This window comes from Nocardioides islandensis (genome assembly GCF_015352455.1).
GTDB classification, from domain to species: domain Bacteria; phylum Actinomycetota; class Actinomycetes; order Propionibacteriales; family Nocardioidaceae; genus Nocardioides; species Nocardioides islandensis.
This window is the reverse complement of the sequence record NZ_JADKPN010000006.1, coordinates 102,378-120,152: the sequence shown is the minus strand read 5'-3', so window position 1 is coordinate 120,152 and position 17,775 is coordinate 102,378. Positions and strand designations below refer to the sequence as shown.

17 protein-coding genes are annotated in these 17,775 nt (G+C 71.6%); 1 reads left to right on the top strand and 16 read right to left on the bottom strand.

Features of this window, described 5'->3' with window-relative positions:
• Nucleotides 1-32: 32 nt before the first annotated feature.
• Both ISU07_RS11920 and dnaE read right to left on the bottom strand, forming a co-directional pair.
• Complete coding sequence (locus ISU07_RS11920) at nt 33-641, bottom strand: hypothetical protein (protein ID WP_194707022.1); 609 nt, start codon at nt 639-641, stop codon at nt 33-35.
• Nucleotides 626-4,192: a DNA polymerase III subunit alpha gene (dnaE, locus tag ISU07_RS11915; RefSeq protein ID WP_194707021.1), complete on the bottom strand. Its 3,567-nt coding sequence runs from the start codon at nt 4,190-4,192 to the stop codon at nt 626-628. The genes ISU07_RS11920 and dnaE overlap by 16 nt, the downstream gene beginning before the upstream one ends.
• 184 nt (nt 4,193-4,376) lie before the next feature.
• Between dnaE and ISU07_RS11910 the strand changes: the two genes are divergently transcribed.
• Nucleotides 4,377-4,883: a VOC family protein gene (locus ISU07_RS11910; RefSeq protein ID WP_323742565.1), complete on the top strand. Its 507-nt coding sequence runs from the start codon at nt 4,377-4,379 to the stop codon at nt 4,881-4,883.
• 72 nt (nt 4,884-4,955) lie between these two features.
• Here the strand turns inward: ISU07_RS11910 and ISU07_RS11905 are convergent, their stop codons facing one another.
• From ISU07_RS11905 to ftsW, 14 genes are all read right to left on the bottom strand, one after another.
• Nucleotides 4,956-5,693, bottom strand: coding sequence for a GNAT family N-acetyltransferase (locus ISU07_RS11905; RefSeq protein ID WP_194707019.1), 738 nt, complete (start codon nt 5,691-5,693; stop codon nt 4,956-4,958).
• A 2-nt stretch (nt 5,694-5,695) separates the two neighbouring features.
• Entirely contained in the window at nt 5,696-6,631 is a 936-nt protein-coding gene (locus ISU07_RS11900) for an RluA family pseudouridine synthase (protein WP_323742564.1), read from the bottom strand.
• Nucleotides 6,628-7,203: a signal peptidase II gene (gene lspA, locus ISU07_RS11895; RefSeq protein ID WP_194707018.1), complete on the bottom strand. Its 576-nt coding sequence runs from the start codon at nt 7,201-7,203 to the stop codon at nt 6,628-6,630. The genes ISU07_RS11900 and lspA overlap by 4 nt, the downstream gene beginning before the upstream one ends.
• Complete coding sequence (locus ISU07_RS24795; RefSeq protein ID WP_194707017.1) at nt 7,176-8,204, bottom strand: TraR/DksA family transcriptional regulator; 1,029 nt, start codon at nt 8,202-8,204, stop codon at nt 7,176-7,178. The genes lspA and ISU07_RS24795 overlap by 28 nt, the downstream gene beginning before the upstream one ends.
• Before the next feature lie 195 nt (nt 8,205-8,399).
• Nucleotides 8,400-9,182, bottom strand: a complete 783-nt coding sequence (locus ISU07_RS11885; protein WP_194707016.1) for a DivIVA domain-containing protein — start codon at nt 9,180-9,182, stop codon at nt 8,400-8,402.
• Between the two features lie 83 nt (nt 9,183-9,265).
• Nucleotides 9,266-9,556, bottom strand: coding sequence for a YggT family protein (locus ISU07_RS11880; RefSeq protein WP_194707015.1), 291 nt, complete (start codon nt 9,554-9,556; stop codon nt 9,266-9,268).
• A gap of 44 nt (nt 9,557-9,600) precedes the next feature.
• Complete coding sequence (locus tag ISU07_RS11875; protein WP_194707014.1) at nt 9,601-10,092, bottom strand: cell division protein SepF; 492 nt, start codon at nt 10,090-10,092, stop codon at nt 9,601-9,603.
• Between the two features lie 41 nt (nt 10,093-10,133).
• On the bottom strand, nt 10,134-10,838 hold the full coding sequence (locus tag ISU07_RS11870; protein ID WP_194707013.1) for a YggS family pyridoxal phosphate-dependent enzyme: 705 nt from the start codon (nt 10,836-10,838) through the stop codon (nt 10,134-10,136).
• Nucleotides 10,835-11,539, bottom strand: a complete 705-nt coding sequence (pgeF, locus tag ISU07_RS11865; protein WP_228521788.1) for a peptidoglycan editing factor PgeF — start codon at nt 11,537-11,539, stop codon at nt 10,835-10,837. The genes ISU07_RS11870 and pgeF overlap by 4 nt, the downstream gene beginning before the upstream one ends.
• A 45-nt stretch (nt 11,540-11,584) precedes the next feature.
• Nucleotides 11,585-12,790, bottom strand: a complete 1,206-nt coding sequence (ftsZ, locus tag ISU07_RS11860; RefSeq protein ID WP_194707012.1) for a cell division protein FtsZ — start codon at nt 12,788-12,790, stop codon at nt 11,585-11,587.
• Nucleotides 12,791-13,197: 407 nt separating this feature from the next.
• A complete protein-coding gene (locus ISU07_RS11855) occupies nt 13,198-13,989 on the bottom strand; it encodes a cell division protein FtsQ/DivIB (RefSeq protein WP_194707011.1) in 792 nt (263 codons plus the stop codon).
• A complete protein-coding gene (gene murC, locus ISU07_RS11850) occupies nt 13,986-15,398 on the bottom strand; it encodes a UDP-N-acetylmuramate--L-alanine ligase (RefSeq protein ID WP_194707010.1) in 1,413 nt (470 codons plus the stop codon). The genes ISU07_RS11855 and murC overlap by 4 nt, the downstream gene beginning before the upstream one ends.
• On the bottom strand, nt 15,395-16,474 hold the full coding sequence (gene murG / locus ISU07_RS11845) for an undecaprenyldiphospho-muramoylpentapeptide beta-N-acetylglucosaminyltransferase (RefSeq protein WP_194707009.1): 1,080 nt from the start codon (nt 16,472-16,474) through the stop codon (nt 15,395-15,397). The genes murC and murG overlap by 4 nt, the downstream gene beginning before the upstream one ends.
• A 24-nt stretch (nt 16,475-16,498) precedes the next feature.
• Nucleotides 16,499-17,770: a putative lipid II flippase FtsW gene (ftsW, locus tag ISU07_RS11840; RefSeq protein WP_194707008.1), complete on the bottom strand. Its 1,272-nt coding sequence runs from the start codon at nt 17,768-17,770 to the stop codon at nt 16,499-16,501.
• Nucleotides 17,771-17,775: the final 5 nt, after the last annotated feature.

Sequence of the window (17,775 nt, the reverse complement as noted above, 5' to 3'; positions counted from 1 at the left end):
GCGGCGCCGCATGCGTTCTTCGGACGCGAAGCCTACCTGCGCGGTTCCTCGTCCAAGCGCGCTTCGCGCGTCTTGCCGGGGAACATCGTGTACACCACCGCGAGCGCGACGAGCGTGCCGAACGTGAACGCCAGGGTCGGGCTGAAGCCGGTCACCGCCAGCGCGCTGGGCAGCTCCTTGCCGTCCGCGGCCTTCGCGGCGAGGGTGTGCGGGTCCTCCGGACCCAGGCCCTGGCCCACGGTGGTCATCAGGTACGCCGCCAGCGCCGAGCCGACCACGGCCGCGACCACGGTCACCAGGGGCCGCCGGCCGCCGAGCACCGCGCTCACCAGCCCCAGGACGAGCCCGGCCACGGTGGCCACCACGACGTAGATGCCGGTGCCCGAGAAGTCTTCGCGGAGGGCGTCGCCGGAGGCGTACCACTGGTGGCCGACCACCACCCCGTTGGCGGGCGTCCACAGCTCGTGCCACAGCCAGCCCGCGGCCACCCCCACGATGCCGTAGGCGACCAGCACCCCGACGACGAGGAGCACCGGTCCACGCAGGTCCCCGAGTCGCGAGGACCGCCGTGGCGGGGGCAGCTCGATGTGGTCGGGATCGTCGAGCTGGTCGGTCGCGCGGCTGTCTACGGGGTCAGACATCCCGGTCCCAGCAGCTGCTTGAGGTCGGCGAAGAGCGCCGGGGTCGCGGTGACCCGGTGGGCGGGCAGCCGCAGGACCTGGGTGGAGTCGCGGGCCAGCAGCTGGAGGTGTACCTCGGTCATGCCCGGGTGGGTGCGCAGCACCTCGGTGAGCTTCTCCACGACCGGCGGGGTGCACCGGGTCGAGGGCAGCCTGATCACCACCGGGCCGCTCGGCCCGTCGGAGAGGTCGGGGACGGTGACCTCCTGGGCCCGGACCGCCGGGGTGTCCTTGTCGCGCGAGAGCGTGCCGCGCACCGTGATGATGGCGTCCTCGACGAGGTAGGTGCTGGCCAGCTGGTAGGTGCTCGGGAACATCAGCACCTCGATGCCGCCGTCGAGGTCCTCCAGCTGGACGATCGCCCAGGAGTCGCCCTTCTTGGTGATCTTGCGCTGCACGGAGGTGACCAGACCGCTGATGGTGACGTAGCTGCCGTCGGGCCGCTCCTCGTCGAGCAGCAGCTGACCGATGGTGGCGTCCGTGCCCTGCGAGAGGACGTGCTCGAGCCCGAGCAGCGGGTGGTCGGAGACGTAGAGCCCGAGCATCTCCCGCTCGTGGCCCAGCAGCGTGGTCTTGTCCCACTCCTCGAGGTCGGGCACGGTCACCGAGATCCCGAAGCTGCTGCTGCCGCCACCCTCGAGCCCGTCGAGGCCGGCGAAGAGGGAGTCCTGGCCGATCGCCTCGTTGCGCTTGATGTCGACGTACTGGTCGACGGCCGTCTCATGGATGGCCACCAGCGCGCGGCGCTTGTGCTTCATGTCGTCGAACGCGCCGGCCTTGACCAGCGACTCGATGACCCGCTTGTTGCAGACCAGGGCGGGCACCTTGTCCATGAAGTCGTTGAAGTCGGCGTACCGCCCCTTCTCCTGCCGCGCCTCGACGATCCCGGTGACGACGTTGTGGCCGACGTTGCGCACGGCGGTGAGCCCGAAGCGGATGTCGCGGCCGACGGGCGTGAAGTTGGTCGCCGACTCGTTGACGTCGGGCGGGAGCACCTGGATCTTCATCCGGCGGCTCTCGTTGAGGTAGATGGCCATCTTGTCCTTGTCGTCCTTGACGGACGTGAGGAGCGCGGCCATGTACTCCGCCGGGTAGTTGGCCTTGAGGTAGGCGGTCCAGTAGGAGACCAGCCCGTAGGCCGCGGAGTGGGCCTTGTTGAAGGCGTAGTCGGAGAAGGGCAGCAGGGCGTCCCACAGTGCCTTGATCGCGCCCTCGCCGAAGCCGTTGGCGCGCATCCCCTCGGCGTAGGGGACGTACTCGGCGTCCAGGATCTCCTTCTTCTTCTTGCCCATCGCCTTGCGCAGCAGGTCGGCCTGGCCGAGGGAGTAGCCCGCGACCTTCCGCACGATGGCCATCACCTGCTCCTGGTAGACCAGCAGGCCGTAGGTCTCGTCGAGGATCTCCGCCAGCGGCTCGGCGAGCTCGGGGTGGATGGCCACGACGGGCTCGCGCCCGGTCTTGCGGCGGGCGTACTTGTTGTGGGAGTCCATGCCCATCGGGCCGGGACGGTAGAGGGCGCCGACGGCCGAGATGTCCTTGAACTCGTCGGGCCGCATCGAGCGCAGCAGCGCGCGCATCGGGCCGCCGTCGAGCTGGAAGACCCCGAGCGTGTCGCCCTTCTGCAGCAGCTGGTAGGTCGCCGGGTCGTCGAGCGGGAGGGTCTCGAGCACCACGGTCTCGCCGCGGTTGGCCTCGATGTTCTTGACGCAGTCGTCGAGGACGGTGAGGTTGCGCAGGCCCAGGAAGTCCATCTTGATCAGGCCCAGCGACTCGCAGGTCGGGTAGTCGAACTGGGTGATCATCGCGCCGTCGGCGGGACGCTTGAGCATCGGGATGATGTCGAGCAGCGGCTCGCTGGACATGATCACGCCGGCGGCGTGCACGCCCCACTGGCGCTTGAGGCCCTCGATGCCGATCGCGGTGTCGACCACGCGGCGTACGTCGGGGTCGGACTCGACCAGCGAGCGGAACTCCCCGCCCTCGGAGTAGCGCTTGTGCTCGGGGTTGAAGAGATCCTGGAGCGGGACGTCCTTGCCCATGACGGCGGGCGGCATCGCCTTGGTGACGCGGTCGCCCATGGCGAACGGGTAGCCCAGGATGCGCGAGGAGTCCTTGATCGCCTGCTTGGACTTGATCGTCCCGTAGGTGACGATCATCGAGACGCGGTCCTCGCCGTACTTGTCGGTGACGTACTTGATCACCTCACCGCGACGACGCTCGTCGAAGTCGATGTCGAAGTCGGGCATGGAGACGCGGTCGGGGTTGAGGAAACGTTCGAACAGCAGGCCGTGGACGAGCGGGTCGAGGTCGGTGATGCGCAGGGCGTAGGCGACGATCGAGCCCGCGCCCGACCCACGCCCCGGGCCGACGCGGATGCCGTTGTCCTTGGCCCAGTTGATGAAGTCGGCGACGACGAGGAAGTAGCCGCTGAAGCCCATCTGGGTGATCACGCCGAGCTCGAACTCGGCCCGCTGGCGGATCTCCTCCGACGTGCCGCCGGGGTAGCGGAACCGCAGCCCCGCCTCGACCTCCTTGAGCAGCCAGGAGGTCTCGTCCTCGCCCGGCGGGCAGGGGAAGCGCGGCATGTAGGTGCCGTTGCCCTCGGTGAAGCTGACGTCGCACCGCTCGGCGATGAGCAGCGTGTTGTCGCAGGCCTCGGGCAGGCCGTGCTTGTCGGCCCACAGGGACCGCATCTCCGCGGCCGACTTGATGTAGTAGTCGGTGCCGGAGAACGCGAACCGCTGGCCCGGGCCGTCACCGGCCGGGACGTCCATGGTCGAGCCGGAGTTGATGCAGAGCAGGTGCTCCTGGGAGGGAGCGTCCTTCTGGTCGACGTAGTGGGAGTCGTTGGTCGCGAGCAGCGGGATCCGGAGGTCCTTGGCCAGCTTGAGCAGCCCGTCACGGACCCGCTTCTCCAGCGGCAGGTCGTGGTCCATCAGCTCCAGGAAGTAGCTGTCGCGACCGAAGATGTCCTGGTGGTCGGCGGCCGCCTGCCGCGCGGCGTCGTAGTTGCCGTAGCGGAGGTGGACCTGCACCTCGCCGGACGGGCAGCCGGTCGTCGCGATGATGCCCCTGCTGTGCTGCGCGAGGAGCTCGCGGTCGAGGCGGGGCTGCTTGAAGAAGCCGTCGCGCCAGGCGCCCGTGCTGAGCCGGAAGAGGTTGTGCATGCCCTCGGTGGACTCCGAGAGCAGGGTCATGTGGGTGTAGGCGCCCCGGGCGGACACGTCGTCGGAGCCGCCGTCGTAGAAGTTGACGCCCTTGCGCTCGAAGCGGCTGATGTTGGGGGCGGCGTACGCCTCCATGCCGATGATCGGCTTGACCCCCACCGCCTTGGCCTGCTTGTAGAACTCGTAGGCGCCGAAGACGTTGCCGTGGTCGGTCATCGCGACCGCCGGCATGCCGAGCTCGGCGACCCGTCCGGCCAGCGCGCCCAGGCGCGCGGCGCCGTCGAGCATGGAGTACTCGGTGTGGACGTGCAGGTGGACGAAGGAGTCGCGGGCACCTGTCGTCATCGGTGGTTCGGAGCTCCCTAGAAAATTGTCGACACAGGGGTCGGCTGGGCCAATGGTTCTGCCTGATCTCAGCGGCCTCGGAGGAAGTGCGAGGCGACCTTCTGGGGAAGGACGCCAGCCTACGCGACCGCCGGGGCGAGTCTGGCACCACGCGCCGACAGTCCCGATCGGGGAGGATGGGGCCGTGACGACTCCTGGGGACATCGATCTCGACGCCATCAACGCCGACCGCGAGCGGATCCGCGCCGAGTACCTCCGCGGCGGCGCCGACCGTCCCGAGAGCAGTGCGCGCGGCCTGCACCACTTCGCGCTGATCTGCTCCGACGTACGCACGACGATCGACTTCTACCAGGGGCTCCTGGAGTTCCCGCTCACCGAGATCTTCGAGAACCGCGACTACGCCGGCTCCAACCACTTCTTCTTCGACATCGGCCACGGCAACCTGCTGGCGTTCTTCGACCTCCCCGGCCTCGACCTCGGCCCGTACGCCGAGGTCCTCGGCGGCCTGCACCACCTGGCCATCTCGGTGACGCGCGACAAGTGGGAGCACCTGCGCGGCAAGCTCGACGCCGCCGGGGTCGAGTACCTCGAGGAGAGCGACGCCTCCTTGTACTTCCGCGACCCCGACGGCGCCCGCCTCGAGCTGCTCGCCGACCCGCTCGGGGAGATGTACGGGACGACCGTCCTCTGACCCTCGGGCGCTCGCCGTCTCCCTGGCGGCGGTGAGCCTGGCACCGTCTCCCCGTCCCTGACGGAGCCACGGTCACCGCTCCGGCGCGGGCGCCTCGGTCGGGCTCGGGCGAACGGCGTCCAGGCTCTCGGTGATGATCGCGTGCACGATGCGGGCCAGGCGGTCCGCGCCGAGCTCGGGCGCGACGCGGGCGATGCGCTCGGCGATCTGCCGCTCGCGGTCGGGGTCGCGGGCGTCGGACTGCTTGACGGCCTGGACGGCGCGGGTGAGGGCGACGCGGCGGGCCAACAGCTCTCCGAGGGAGTCGTCGACCTCGTCGATCAGGCCGCGGAAGAAGGCGATCGGGTCCGGGCCGGGCCAGGCCATCCGGACGTCGGGGGCCTTCTCCTCGTTGCCCGCACCATCGGTGCGCTCGAGCTCGACCAGGCCGCGGCGGGCGTAGAAGGACCGGGCGGCCGTGTTCATCTCGAACACCCAGAGGCAGAAGCCCGCGGGTCGCACGGCCTTGACGGTGTCGAGCAGGACGCCGCCGACCCCGGAGCCCTGGGCGTCGGGGTCCACGAACAGGTGGTCGAGCCAGGTCGAGGTGGCCAGGGCGTAGCCCAGGAGGGAGCCGTCCCGCTGGTCCCCCCTCTGGGCCACCCAGACGTCGTGGTCGTCGTCGCGCAGTCGCGCGGCGAACCAGCCGCGGTCCTCCTCGGCCGTGTGCAGCGCCGGCGGCATCGAGGCCGCGGCCCGCGACCGGCCGTACAGCGCGGCGATCGCGTCGGAGTCCTCCGGCGCGGCGGGACGGACGAGCAGGTCGGACACGGTCAGTCCAGCCCGCGCACCACGTCCAGGGCGTGGGCGAGGTCGTCGGGGTACGTCGACTCGTACTCGACGTACTCGCCGGAGTCCGGGTGCTCGAAGCCGAGTCGCATCGCGTGCAGCCACTGCCGTTCGAGCCCGAGCCGCTGGGCGAGTGTCGGGTCCGCGCCGTAGGTGAGGTCGCCGACGCAGGGGTGCTTGAGGGCCGTCATGTGCACGCGGATCTGGTGGGTGCGCCCGGTCTCCAGGTGCACCTCGAGCAAGGAGGCGAACCGGTGGGCCTCCAGCGTCGAGTAGTGCGTGACGCTGTGCCGGCCGTCGGCCATCACGGCGTACTTGTAGTCGGCCTTCGGGTGCCGGCCGATGGGGGCGTCGACCGTGCCCTCGAGCGGGTCGGGATGACCTTGGACGAGCGCGTGGTAGACCTTGTCGACCTTGCGGTGGCGGAAGGCGTTCTTGAGCACGGAGTAGGCGCGCTCGCCCTTGCAGATCACCATCACCCCGGACGTGCCGACGTCGAGCCGCTGCACGATGCCCTGGCGTTCGGAGGCCCCGCCCGTCGCGATCCGGAAGCCCGCCGCGGCCAGGTGCCCGACGACGGTGGGACCGTGCCAGCCGGGCGAGGGGTGGACGGCGACGCCGACCGGCTTGTCGATCACCACGATCGAGTCGTCGTCGTGGATGATCCTGATGCCCTCGACGATCGCCGGGACGACCTCCAGCGGGTCGGCCAGTGACGGGATCGCGACCTCGAGCAGGGTGCCGGCGACCAGCCGGTCGCTCTTGACGGCGGTGGACCCGTCGACCTGGACGTGGCCGTGGGAGATCAGGTCGGCCGCACGGGTGCGCGAGAGCCCGAACAGCCTCGCCATGCCCGCGTCGAGGCGCTCGCCCGCGAGGCCGTCGGGCACCGTGAGCACCCGGTGGTCGACCGCGGTCACGCCGCGTCCTCCCGGGACTGCTCGTCGGACACGCGCGAGCCGTCGAGCCGCACGTTGCGGAAGGCCTGCAGCAGGATCAACCCGGCGGCGACGTCGATGCACACGTCGGCCACGTTGAACACCGGCCAGTGGGGCACCATGAAGAGGTCGACGACATGGCCGCGCAGTGGCCCGGGATCGCGGAAGACCCGGTCGGTCAGGTTGCCGCCGATGCCCGCCAGCAGCAGGCCGAGCGCGACGGCCCACCCAGTGGTGCCCACACGCCGCGCGAACCACAGCACCACGCCCACCGCGACGATGGCGACCAGGCTGAACACGATCGTGAACTCCGTGCCGGTGCTGAACGCCGCTCCCGGGTTGCGCACGAGGTGCAGCACGAACCAGTCGCCGAGCACCTCGATGTCACCGCGTGAGAGCCGATGGACGGCCCAGGTCTTGGCCGAGATGTCGACGACGTACGCCGTCAGCGCCACCAGTCCGAAGATCGTGCGGGCCCGGCGACGGTCTCGGGTGTGGGTGCCGGACCCCTCTGCGTCGCTGGAGGTCAGCGACGCTCCTCGCGCTGCTTGCATGTCATGCACAGTGTGGCACGCGGGAATGCCATGGCCCGCATCTTGCCGATGGGGTTCCCGCAGGACTCGCAGATGCCGTAGGTGCCGTCCGCGATGCGGCCCAGCGCACGGTCGATCTGCGCCAGCTTCTCGCGCTCGTTCTGCACCACGATGATCTCCTGGTCGCGCTCGAAGCTCGTCGCGCCCATGTCGGCCTGGTCGTGGCCGGCGCCGTCACCGGCGTCGCGCATCAGGCTGTCGAGCTCGGCTTCCTGGCCGGCGAGCGTGCGGACGACGCGGTCGCGGTCCTGGTGGAGCTCGGAGAGGACCTCCTTGATCTCCGCCTTGGTCCAGGCCTCCTCGCCCTCCTTGACCACGAGCGTCCGGGCGGCGCGCGTCGGCGCGGCCTTGCGCGGCGTCGTCCCCGTCGGACGGGTCGCGACGGTCGCGCCGGGCGTCCTCGCCGGCGCCGTCTTCTTCGCGGCCGTCTTCTTCGCGGGCGCCTTCTTCGCGGGCGCCTTCTTCGCCGTCGCCTTCTTCGCGGGGGCGGCCTTCTTGGCCGTGGCCTTCTTCGCGGGCGCAGCCTTCTTCGCGGCCACGGTCTTCTTGGCCGGCGCCTTCTTGGCGGGCGCGGCCTTCTTCACCGTGGCCTTCTTCGCCGGGGCGGCCTTCTTCGCCGTGGCCTTCTTCGCCGGGGCCGACTTCTTGGCGGGCGCGGCCTTCTTCACCGTGGCCTTCTTCGCCGGGGCGGCCTTCTTCGCCGGCGCAGTCTTCTTGGCGGTAGCCTTCTTGGCCGGCGCGGCCTTCTTCGCCGGCGCGGCCTTCTTCGCCGGCGCGGCCTTCTTCGCCGGCGCAGTCTTCTTGGCGGTGGCCTTCTTGGCCGGCGCGGCCTTCTTCACCGTGGCCTTCTTCACGGGGGCGGCCTTCTTCGCCGGCGCCGACTTCTTGGCGGGCGCAGCCTTCTTGGTCGCGGCCTTCTTCGCGGTGGCGGCCGTGGTCTTCCGGGTACTGGTGCGAGCCATCGGGGAACCGGCCTTCCTGGCCTGGTGGTGGCTGCCGTTGGAGTCCGGCGGGCCACAGTGGTGGCACGGAGGGTAACGCCCTGACAGGGGCGACTCAACCAGGCTCGCCACAGCCGGACGCCCGCCCACCCCAGGGGGTGAGCGGGCGTCTAGCCCGAACGGGTGAATGCGACAGGAACGCTCGGTGGCGTCAGGTCAGCCGTCGTCCTCGCCGAGGATCGAGCGCAGCCGCTTCGGCTGGGGCTGCTCGTCGCCGGACGGCGCCGTGGTCTCGCCACTGTTGAGCAGCTCCAGCTGCTGGCTGAAGTAGCTCTTGAGGCGCGAGCGGTACTCGCGCTCGAACTGGCGCAGGTTCTCGACCTCGCTGTTGAGCTTCTCCTGCTCCTTCTCGAGGTCGCCGAACATGATCTGCCGCTTCTGGGCGGTCTCGGAGTCGAGCATCTGCGCGCGGCTGCGGGCGTCGGCCTCGAGCCTGTCGGCGTTGGCCTTGGACTCGGCCTCGAGGCGCTCGGCCTTGGTGCGGGCCTCGCCGATGATCTTGTCGGCCTGGTTCTTCGCGTCGTCCACGAGCTCGTCGGCGTTGCGGGTGGCCAGCTCGAGGAGCCGGGCCGCGGCGTTGGAGGCCTCGGGGACCGTCTCGACGCGGATCGTCTCGAGGGGCTTCTCCGCGACCGGCGCGACGAACGCGGGGGCCGGCTCGGGCTCCGGCTCGGGCTCGGGCTCCGGCTCGGGCTCCGGCTCGTGGGCGACGTACGGCTCGGGCGTCGGCTCGGCGCCGACCGGCTCGGGCTGGGCGTATCCCCCGCCCTGCTGCGCCGTCGCCAGCTTGGTGCGGAGCTCGTCGTTCTCCTTCGTCAGCCGGGCGAGCTCGGCCTCGACCTCGTCGAGGAACTGGTCGACCTCACCCATGTCGTAGCCCTCGCGCAGGCGGACGGGCGTAAAGCGCTTGTTGCTCACGTCCTCAGGCGTCAGCGGCATGACCTCACCCAATTCATCGTCAGGAGCAGTTTCTGTCGGTGTGAACCATAGCGCCACCACGACCCGGTAGCGCTCATGCGTCACTACAGCAGCAGGCCCCGGTTGAGCCGCAGCAGGATGTAGGCGCCCACGAACACCAGCAGCATGCTGAGGTCGAGGGCGAAGTTGCCGATGCGCAGCGGCGGGATCACCCGGCGCAGCGCCTTGATCGGCGGGTCGGTCACGGAGTACACGCCTTCGAGGGCGACGAGCAGGGCGCCGCGCGGCGACCACGAGCGTGCGAACACCTGGACCCACTCCGTGACGAAGCGGACCCACATGAACGCGATGAAGAACCACAGGACGTACTCGATGACGACCCCGACGACGGTCACGCGCGCCTTTCAGCCTCGGGGCCGACCTGGGCAGGTACCCGGGGTCAGCTCTGGTTGAAGAATCCGTTCTCGGCGATCCGCTGCTTGTCCTCGGCGGCGACCGAGACATTGGGCGGCGAGAGCAGGAACACCTTGTTGGTGACGCGCTCGATGGTGCCACGAGTGGCAAAGACGAGGCCAGCGGCGAAGTCGACGAGGCGCTTGGCGTCGGAGTCGTCCATCTCGGAGAGGTTCATGATCACCGGCGTGCCCTCGCGGAAGTTCTCCCCCACGGTGCGCGCCTCGTTGTAGGTGCGCGGGTGCAGGGTCGTGATCCGGGACAGCTCGGCCACCATCGCACCTCCGGCAGGGACGGGTGTGGGCCGGCGGCGCTCGGCCAGGTCAGCCACCGCGGCCGGACGGCTCTCCCGCACGACCGGGGCCGACTGCCCGACGGCGGTCTGCTCGTAGAACTCCTCGTCGAGCTCGTCGTCGTAGCGGCCGGTGTCCTCGAGGAGGCCGAGGTACTCGCCGATCTTGCGCATCGCGCCGCTCATGGTCGCTTCCTCCGGGTTGCCTGGTGGTGTTTGTGACGTTACTAGTTGCGGGGCCTCGGACCGAGGACCGCCGTGCCCAAGCGCACGTGTGTCGCGCCTGCCTTCACGGCCGCCTCGAGGTCGGCACTCATCCCCGCCGACAGCAGGTCCGCCGACGGTCGTGCGGCGACGAAGTCCGCCCGGATCCGGGAGAGGCGGTCGTAGGCCGCCGACGGGTCCTCTCCCAACGGCGCGACGGCCATCAGCCCGCGCAGCCGCAGCATCCCGGCTTCCTCGACGGCCCTCGCCAGGTCGTCCAGGTCCTCGGCGTCGGCGCCTGCCCGACCCTCACGACCGGGCGGGTCGAGGCTGACCTGGAGCAGCACCTCGATCTCGTGCGAACGCTCGTGCGCGCCGCGGTTGAGCGGGGCCACCAGCTTGCGCCGGTCGACGGACTCCACGACGTCGGCGTACGACGCCACGGCGGCCGCCTTGTTGCTCTGCAGCCCGCCGATGAAGTGCCACCGCAGGTCGAGGTCCGCACACGCGGCGGCCTTGTCCTGGGCCTCCTGGTGACGGTTCTCCCCCACGTCGGTCACGCCCAGCTCGGCGAGCAGGCGGACGTCGGAGGCGGGGAAGAACTTGGTGACGGCGACCAGGGTGACCTCGTCGGGGTCGCGGCCCACGGCCGTCGCGGCGGCCTCGATGCGACGGCGTACGGCGTCGAGGTTGGCGGCGAGCTCGTCGCGGCGGGCCAGGTCGCTCACCGGGGCGCCGCCATCCGGATGACCCCGGCCTGCCGGCCGGAGGTGAGGCGGTCGCGGCGGTAGGAGTAGAGGTCGGGTGACTCGCGCGTGCACACCGACAGGTCGACGCAGGCGACGTCCTCGGCGGCCAGCTGGGCCCGGATGCCGGCGCCGACGTCGACCGACGGCGTGCCCCAGGAGGTGGTGGCGCGGCTCTCCGGCACGGCGGCGGCCACCTCGTCCTGCATCTCCTGCGGGACTTCGTAGCAGGCGCCGCACACGTGCGGGCCGAGCCAGGCCGTGATGTCGCGAGCACCCAGCTCGCGCATCCGCCTCAAGGTCGCGGGCACCACGCCGACCACGAGGCCGGGACGGCCGCAGTGGCAGCCGCCGATCACCCCCGCCTCGGCGTCGGCGAAGAGCACCATCGCGCAGTCGGCACCGCGGACCATCAAGGTGACGGCGGGCTGGTCGGTGACCACGCCGTCGGCCTGGGCGTGCAGGTGCCCGTGCAGCGTCGTCGACGGACCGTCCGGGCCGACGTACGCGACGTCGTTGCCGTGCACCTGGCTGAGCGCGGCCACCGGGTCACCGGGGGCGAAGTCCGCCGCGAGCAGGCGATGGTTCTCCTCCAGCGCCTCGGGGTCGTCGCCGGCCCAGGCCAGGTTGAGCGAGTCGAAGGGCGCGCGACTGACCCCGCCGTGCCGGTCGGTGAAGGCCAGCGCGACGGGGCCGTGCGTCAGTCGCGAGGAGTACAGGCGCGGCTCCTACTTGAGGAAGTCGGGGATGTCGAGGTCGTCGTCGTCGAACTGCATCGGGCGCGGCGCCGGCCTGGCCGGCTGGGCCTCCTGGCGGACCGAGGCACCCACCGGCTGGGGCCGCGGGGTCTCCGGCTGGGCAGCGGGCTTCTCGGCCGACGCCTTCTGCGCGGCCAGCGCCTCGGCGGCCCGCCGCGTCTCCTCCTGCGTCTGCTTCGGCGTGCCCTGCGGACGGCGCAGCGTGGCGTCATGGTTCTTGTGCTTCGGCTGGCCGCCGTCGAAGCCGGCCGCGATCACGGTGACCCGCACCTCGTCGCCGAGGGCGTCGTCGATCGTCGCGCCGAAGATGATGTTGGCCTCGGGGTGGGCGGCCGACGACACCAGGGCCGCGGCCTCGTTGATCTCGAACAGGCCGAGGTCCGAGCCGCCGGCGATCGAGAGCAGCACGCCGTGGGCGCCGTCGATGCTCGCCTCGAGGAGAGGGCTCGACACCGCCATCTCGGCGGCCGCGACCGACCGGTCCTCGCCGCGTGCCGAGCCGATGCCCATCAGGGCCGAGCCGGCGTTGGCCATCACGGACTTCACGTCGGCGAAGTCCAGGTTGATCAGGCCGGGCGTGGTGATCAGGTCGGTGATGCCGGAGACACCTTGCAGCAGCACCTGGTCGGCCTGCTTGAAGGCGTCGAGCACCGAGACGCTGCGGTCGCTGATCGACAGCAACCGGTCGTTCGGGATGACGATGAGGGTGTCGACCTCCTCGCGCAGCTGCGCGATGCCCTCCTCCGCGGAGTTGGCGCGACGCCGGCCCTCGAAGGCGAACGGGCGGGTGACCACCCCGATCGTCAGCGCGCCGAGGCTGCGGGCAATGCGGGCCACGACGGGCGCGCCGCCGGTGCCGGTGCCGCCGCCCTCGCCGGCCGTCACGAACACCATGTCCGCGCCCTTCATGACCTCTTCGATCTCGTCGGCGTGGTCGTCGGCCGCCTGCTTGCCCACGTCGGGGTTCGCGCCGGCGCCGAGACCGCGGGTGAGCTCGCGGCCGATGTCGAGCTTGACGTCGGCGTCGCTCATGAGGAGGGCCTGCGCGTCGGTGTTGATGGCGATGAACTCCACGCCCTTCAACCCGACCTCGATCATCCGGTTCACGGCGTTCACACCGCCGCCACCGATGCCCACGACCTTGATGATGGCCAGGTAGTTCTGCGCTGCTGCCACGGCGGATGCGCCCTTCGCTGAGTGGTCTGTCGGAGTGTCGAGCCTGGGGAAGAGGTCCGGCGAGTCGAGAACTGTCACCCTCAGGCTGAGGGTTATAGTTATGTCAACCTCGTCGTGCCCACGACAGTAGGCAGCCCTGCCACGTCGGTGCGGGAGACACGCCGGGTGGGGCGTGGGTTGCCGAGAATCGCGCGATCGCGCGGAAATGGCAGGTTTCGCGCCCGCGGATCTGCAGTTCGGCCGCGATCGCGCGATTTCTGGCACCCCGGACAGCCCAGCCGCCGCCACGAACACCCCCGGACGAACGCCGGGCCGGGTAGCACCCCCCGTGCCCCCGGCCCGCCGTCCCTGTGAGTGACCTCCAAGAGCGGTGGGCACGGGCACTGATACACCGACCGGGCGACGTCTCAGGATGCGGTGCAGGCCTCGACGGTGTCCTGGGTGCAGGTGGTGGGCTGGCCGGGGACGGAGACGTCGTAGACCTTGCCCGGCTGGCGCAGCAGCTTGAGCAGCACCTCGGCCTTGAGGGCGGAGTCGTCGGCGCTCCCCCACACCACGATCCGCTGGTCCTTGAGGACCAGGGTGATCTGGTCGACGGTCTGCACCTCGACGTGGTCGACCATCGCGGCCAGCTCCTTGGGCAGCGCGGACACGACGGTGGCGGCCTCGCGCAGCGCGTCGGGGGTGGTGGCCGAGGTCGAGCTGATGCGCGGGAGGCCGGGCGGCGCCTTGGCGTACTCGGTGAACACCACGCCGTCGGCGTCCAGCCCGCGCAGCCGGCCGCCGATCTCGATGACGGCGACCGCGACGCGTTCCTGGATCTCGATCTGCACGGCGTCCGGCCACTTCCGCGACACGTCGACCGACCGCACCTCGGCGAGCGAGCGGAGCCGGGAGGCGATCGCGCCGACGTCCAGCGTGGCCAGCTGCTCCCCGGCCGGCACCCGCGCCGTGGCCAGCACCTGTCGGCGCGACAGCAGGTGCTGGCCGCCGACCTCGACGCGCTTCACGGTCAGCACGCTGGAGAAGTAGACGAGCCACACACCCCCGCCGACCAGCGCGACCAGCAGGACGCCGACGACGAGGTACCGCCACGCCAGCCAGCGCCGCCGCCACTGGCGTCGCGCGAAGCGACGCCGCGAGCGCAGGGCGTTGCGCTCGACCGGGTCGACCGGCGGCCGCCGCCGCAGTCCTCTCATCGGGCGCCCAACAGCGCCAGGACCCGCGGGCCGACCGACGTGACGTCGCCGGCCCCGAGGGTGAGCACCAGGTCGCCGGGCCGGGCCCGCGCGACCAGCTCCTCGGCCGCCTCGTCCAGCCCGTCCACGAACGCCACCGACGACGACCCAAGAGGTACGGCGTCGGCCACCAGGCGTCCGGTGACGTCGGGGTCCGCGTTCTCGCGGGCGAGGTACACGTCGAGCACCACCACCTCGTCGGCGGCGCCGAGCGCCTCGCCCATCGCGGCGCCGAAGAGCCGGGTGCGCGAGACCAGGTGCGGCTGGAAGGCGACGACGAGGCGCCCCTCCCCCGCGACCGAGCGCGCCGCGTCGAGGTCGGCCGCGATCTCGGCGGGGTGGTGGGCGTAGCTGTCGTACACGCGGACGCCGGCCGCCTCGCCCTTGGCCTCCATCCGGCGGCCCGAGCCCGCGAACGCCTCCAGCCCCTCGCGCAGCCCGTCGAACCCGTGCCCGAGCTCGAGCCCGGCCGCCAGTGCACCGAGGGCGTCGACGACGTAGTGGCGCCCCGGGATCCGCAGCCGCACCACGCCGAGCGCCTCCTCGCCGCGCACCACCGTGAAGGTGGACGTGCTGCCCTCGAACGCCAGGTCGGTGGCCCGGAGGTCGGCGTCGGCGGCCTCGCCGACGGTGACCACCCGCAGCCCGGTGGCAGCAGCGTGCTCGGCCAGCGACCGCGCGCCGGCGTCGTCGACGCAGCAGACCAGGAAGCCGTCGCGGTCGACCGTGCCGGCGAAGTCCCGGAACGCCTGCTGGTACGCCGCCTCGGTTCCCCACACGTCGAGGTGGTCGGCCGCCACGTTGGTCACGACCGCGGCGTGCGGCTGGTAGACCAGGAACGCCCCGTCGCTCTCGTCGGCCTCGGCGACGAACAGGTCGCCGCGCCCGACCTCGGCGTTGTGGCCGGTGGAGGCGAGCACCCCGCCGACGGCGTACGTCGGGTCGCCGCCGGCCGCGACCAGCGCCGAGATGAGCAGCGAGGTGGTCGTGGTCTTGCCGTGCGTGCCGGCGACCGCGACGACCTGGCACCCGGCCATCACCGACCAGAGTCCGGCCGACCGGGGCAGGATCCGCAGGCCGCGGCGCCGTCCCTCGAGCACCTCGGGGTTGTCCTCGCGGGCGGCGGTCGTGACCACCAGGGTGTCGGCGTCGCCGACGTGCTCCGCGGCGTACTCCAGGTGGCAGGTGACGCCGAGCTCGCGCAGGCCGGCCAGGAACGGCGTGTCGTTGTCGTCGCTGCCCGTCACCGGGACCCCGCGCACCGCCATGATCCGCGCGATCGCCGACAGCGCGGCGCCGCCGATGCCGACGAAGTGCACGCGCCCGAGCTCGTCGGCGGGCAGCAGCACGTCCGGGACGGGGATCTTCACGCGCGGGCTCCCGCGACCTCGAGGACGATGCGGGCGAGCTTCTCGTCGGCGTCGCGCGGCACCAGGCCCGACGCGGCCCGGCCCATGGCGGCGAGGCGCGGGGCGTCGGTGGCCAGCGGCACGACGTGCGCCGTCACCCAGGTGGACGTGAGGTCCGCGTCCGGCACGAGCAGCGCTCCCCCGGCGTCGACGACCGGCCGGGCGTTGAGGTCCTGCTCGCCGTTGCCGATCGGCAGCGGCACGAAGACCGCGGGGAGACCGACGGCGGCGGCCTCGATCACGCTGTTGGCGCCCGCGCGGGACAGCACGAGGTCGGCGGCGGCGTACGCCAGGTCCATCCGGTCCACGAACGGCACGACGGCGTACGGCACCGCGCTGGGCTCGGGGGTCGCCGCGCCGTTCGGGCCGACGACGTGGAGCACCTGCACGCCGGCACCGGCCAGTGCGGCCGAGGCACCGGACACCGCCTCGTTGAGCCGGCGCGCGCCCTGCGAGCCGCCGGTGACCAGCAGGGTCGGGCGGTCCGGGTCGAGGTCGAAGAACCGGCGGGCCTCGTCGCGCAGGGCCGCGCGGTTGAGCCGCGCGATCATCGCGCGCAGCGGCAGCCCGACGTACTCGGCCCGCGGCAGCGGGGTGTCCGGGAACGAGACCGCGACCCGGCGGGCCAGCCGCGCGCCGGCCCGGTTCGCCAGGCCCGGCTTGGCGTTCTGCTCGTGCAGCACGATCGGTACCTTGCGGCGCCGGGCGGCCAGGTACGCCGGCATCGACACGTACCCGCCGTACCCGACCACGACCTCGGCGCCGGTGCGGTCGATCACCGCCGCGGCCTCGCGCACGGCCCCGCGCAGCCGCCCGGGCAGCCGGGCGAGGTCGGCGTTGGGGCGGCGCGGCATCGGCACCGGGGGGATCAGCTCCAGCGGGTACCCCGCCTCAGGCACGACCCGGGTCTCCAGGCCGCGCGCGGTGCCGAGGCAGGTGATCTCGACGCCGGGGTCCAGCCGGCGCAGGGCGTCGGCGGTCGCCAGCATGGGAGAGGTGTGCCCGGCGGTGCCACCGCCGGCCAGGAGTACGCGCATCGGGTCGAGCCTAGGGCGGCGGCCTCAGAGCCCGCGGCCCGGCACACGTCCCGCCGAGAGGCCCGCCGACCGGGACCGCCGGCGTTGGCGCAGGGCCGCCGCGGCCTCCGGCTCGCGGCGCGCGAACCCGACCAGCAGGCCGAGGGCGACGAGTGACGGCACCAGGGCCGATCCGCCGTAGGAGACCACCGGGAGCGGGATGCCGATGACGGGCAGGAGGGTCAGGACCATGCCGACGTTGATCATCATCTGGCCGAGCAGCCAGACCACGATGCCGAAGGACATGTAGCGCACGAACGGGTCGGCGGTGTGGGTGGCGACGCGGATCGCGGCGTACGCGATGGTCACGAACAGCGCGATCACCAGCAGCGTGCCGACCAGTCCGAGCTCCTCCCCGAGCACCGCGAAGATGAAGTCGGTGTGTGCCTCCGGCAGCTGGCCCCACTTCTGCTGGCTGGCCCCGATGCCCTGGCCGAACAGCCCGCCGCTGGACAGCGCGTACAAGCCGTGCGCCGGTTGCCAGCCCGCCGTGTGGTAGTCGGAGAACGGGTCCACGAAGGTCGTGATGCGCGCCATCCGCTCCTTGTTGGTCGTCGCGAGGTAGAGCGCGAGCACGCTGACCACGGAGATGCTGAACAGGAAGAACCGCGCGGGCGCGCCGACGACCCAGAGCATCCCCAGCAGGATCGCGAACAGCACCAGCGCGGTGCCGAGGTCGCGGCCGAAGACGACGAGCCCGGTGGCGATCAGCAGGCCCGGCACCACCGGGATCATGATCTGGTGCGTGCTGGAGAGCCGCCGGTCCTTGTTGGCGTACACGTGCGCGGCCCACAGGATCAGCGCCAGCTTCGCGATCTCCGAGGGCTGGATGACGATCGGGCCGAGCGCGAGCCAGTTGGTGTTGCCGTTGCGCTCCACGCCGAGGAACGCCGTCAGCAGCAGCAGCGTCAGCGACACGGCGTACCCGGGATAGGCGAGGCGGCGGATCCAGCGCAGCGGCAGCCGGCTGGCGACCCAGGCGCACGGGACGCCGATGGCCACCCAGAGCAGCTGCTTCTCAACGATCGCGTAGGAGTCGTCGTAGATGCGGAAGGAGTACACGCTCGAAGCGCTGAGCACCATGATCAGGCCGATGGTCAGCAGCAGGGCCGAGGCGCCGAGCAGCAGGTAGTACGACGTGAGCGGCCGGTCCAGCGCGTGGCGCAGGGCGCGGGTCCAGGTGAAGAGACCCCGCGCGGGCTTCTCGGCGGGGGGATCGACGGTTCGGGCGGGCCGGCTCGGATGGGTGAGCGCCACGCCCG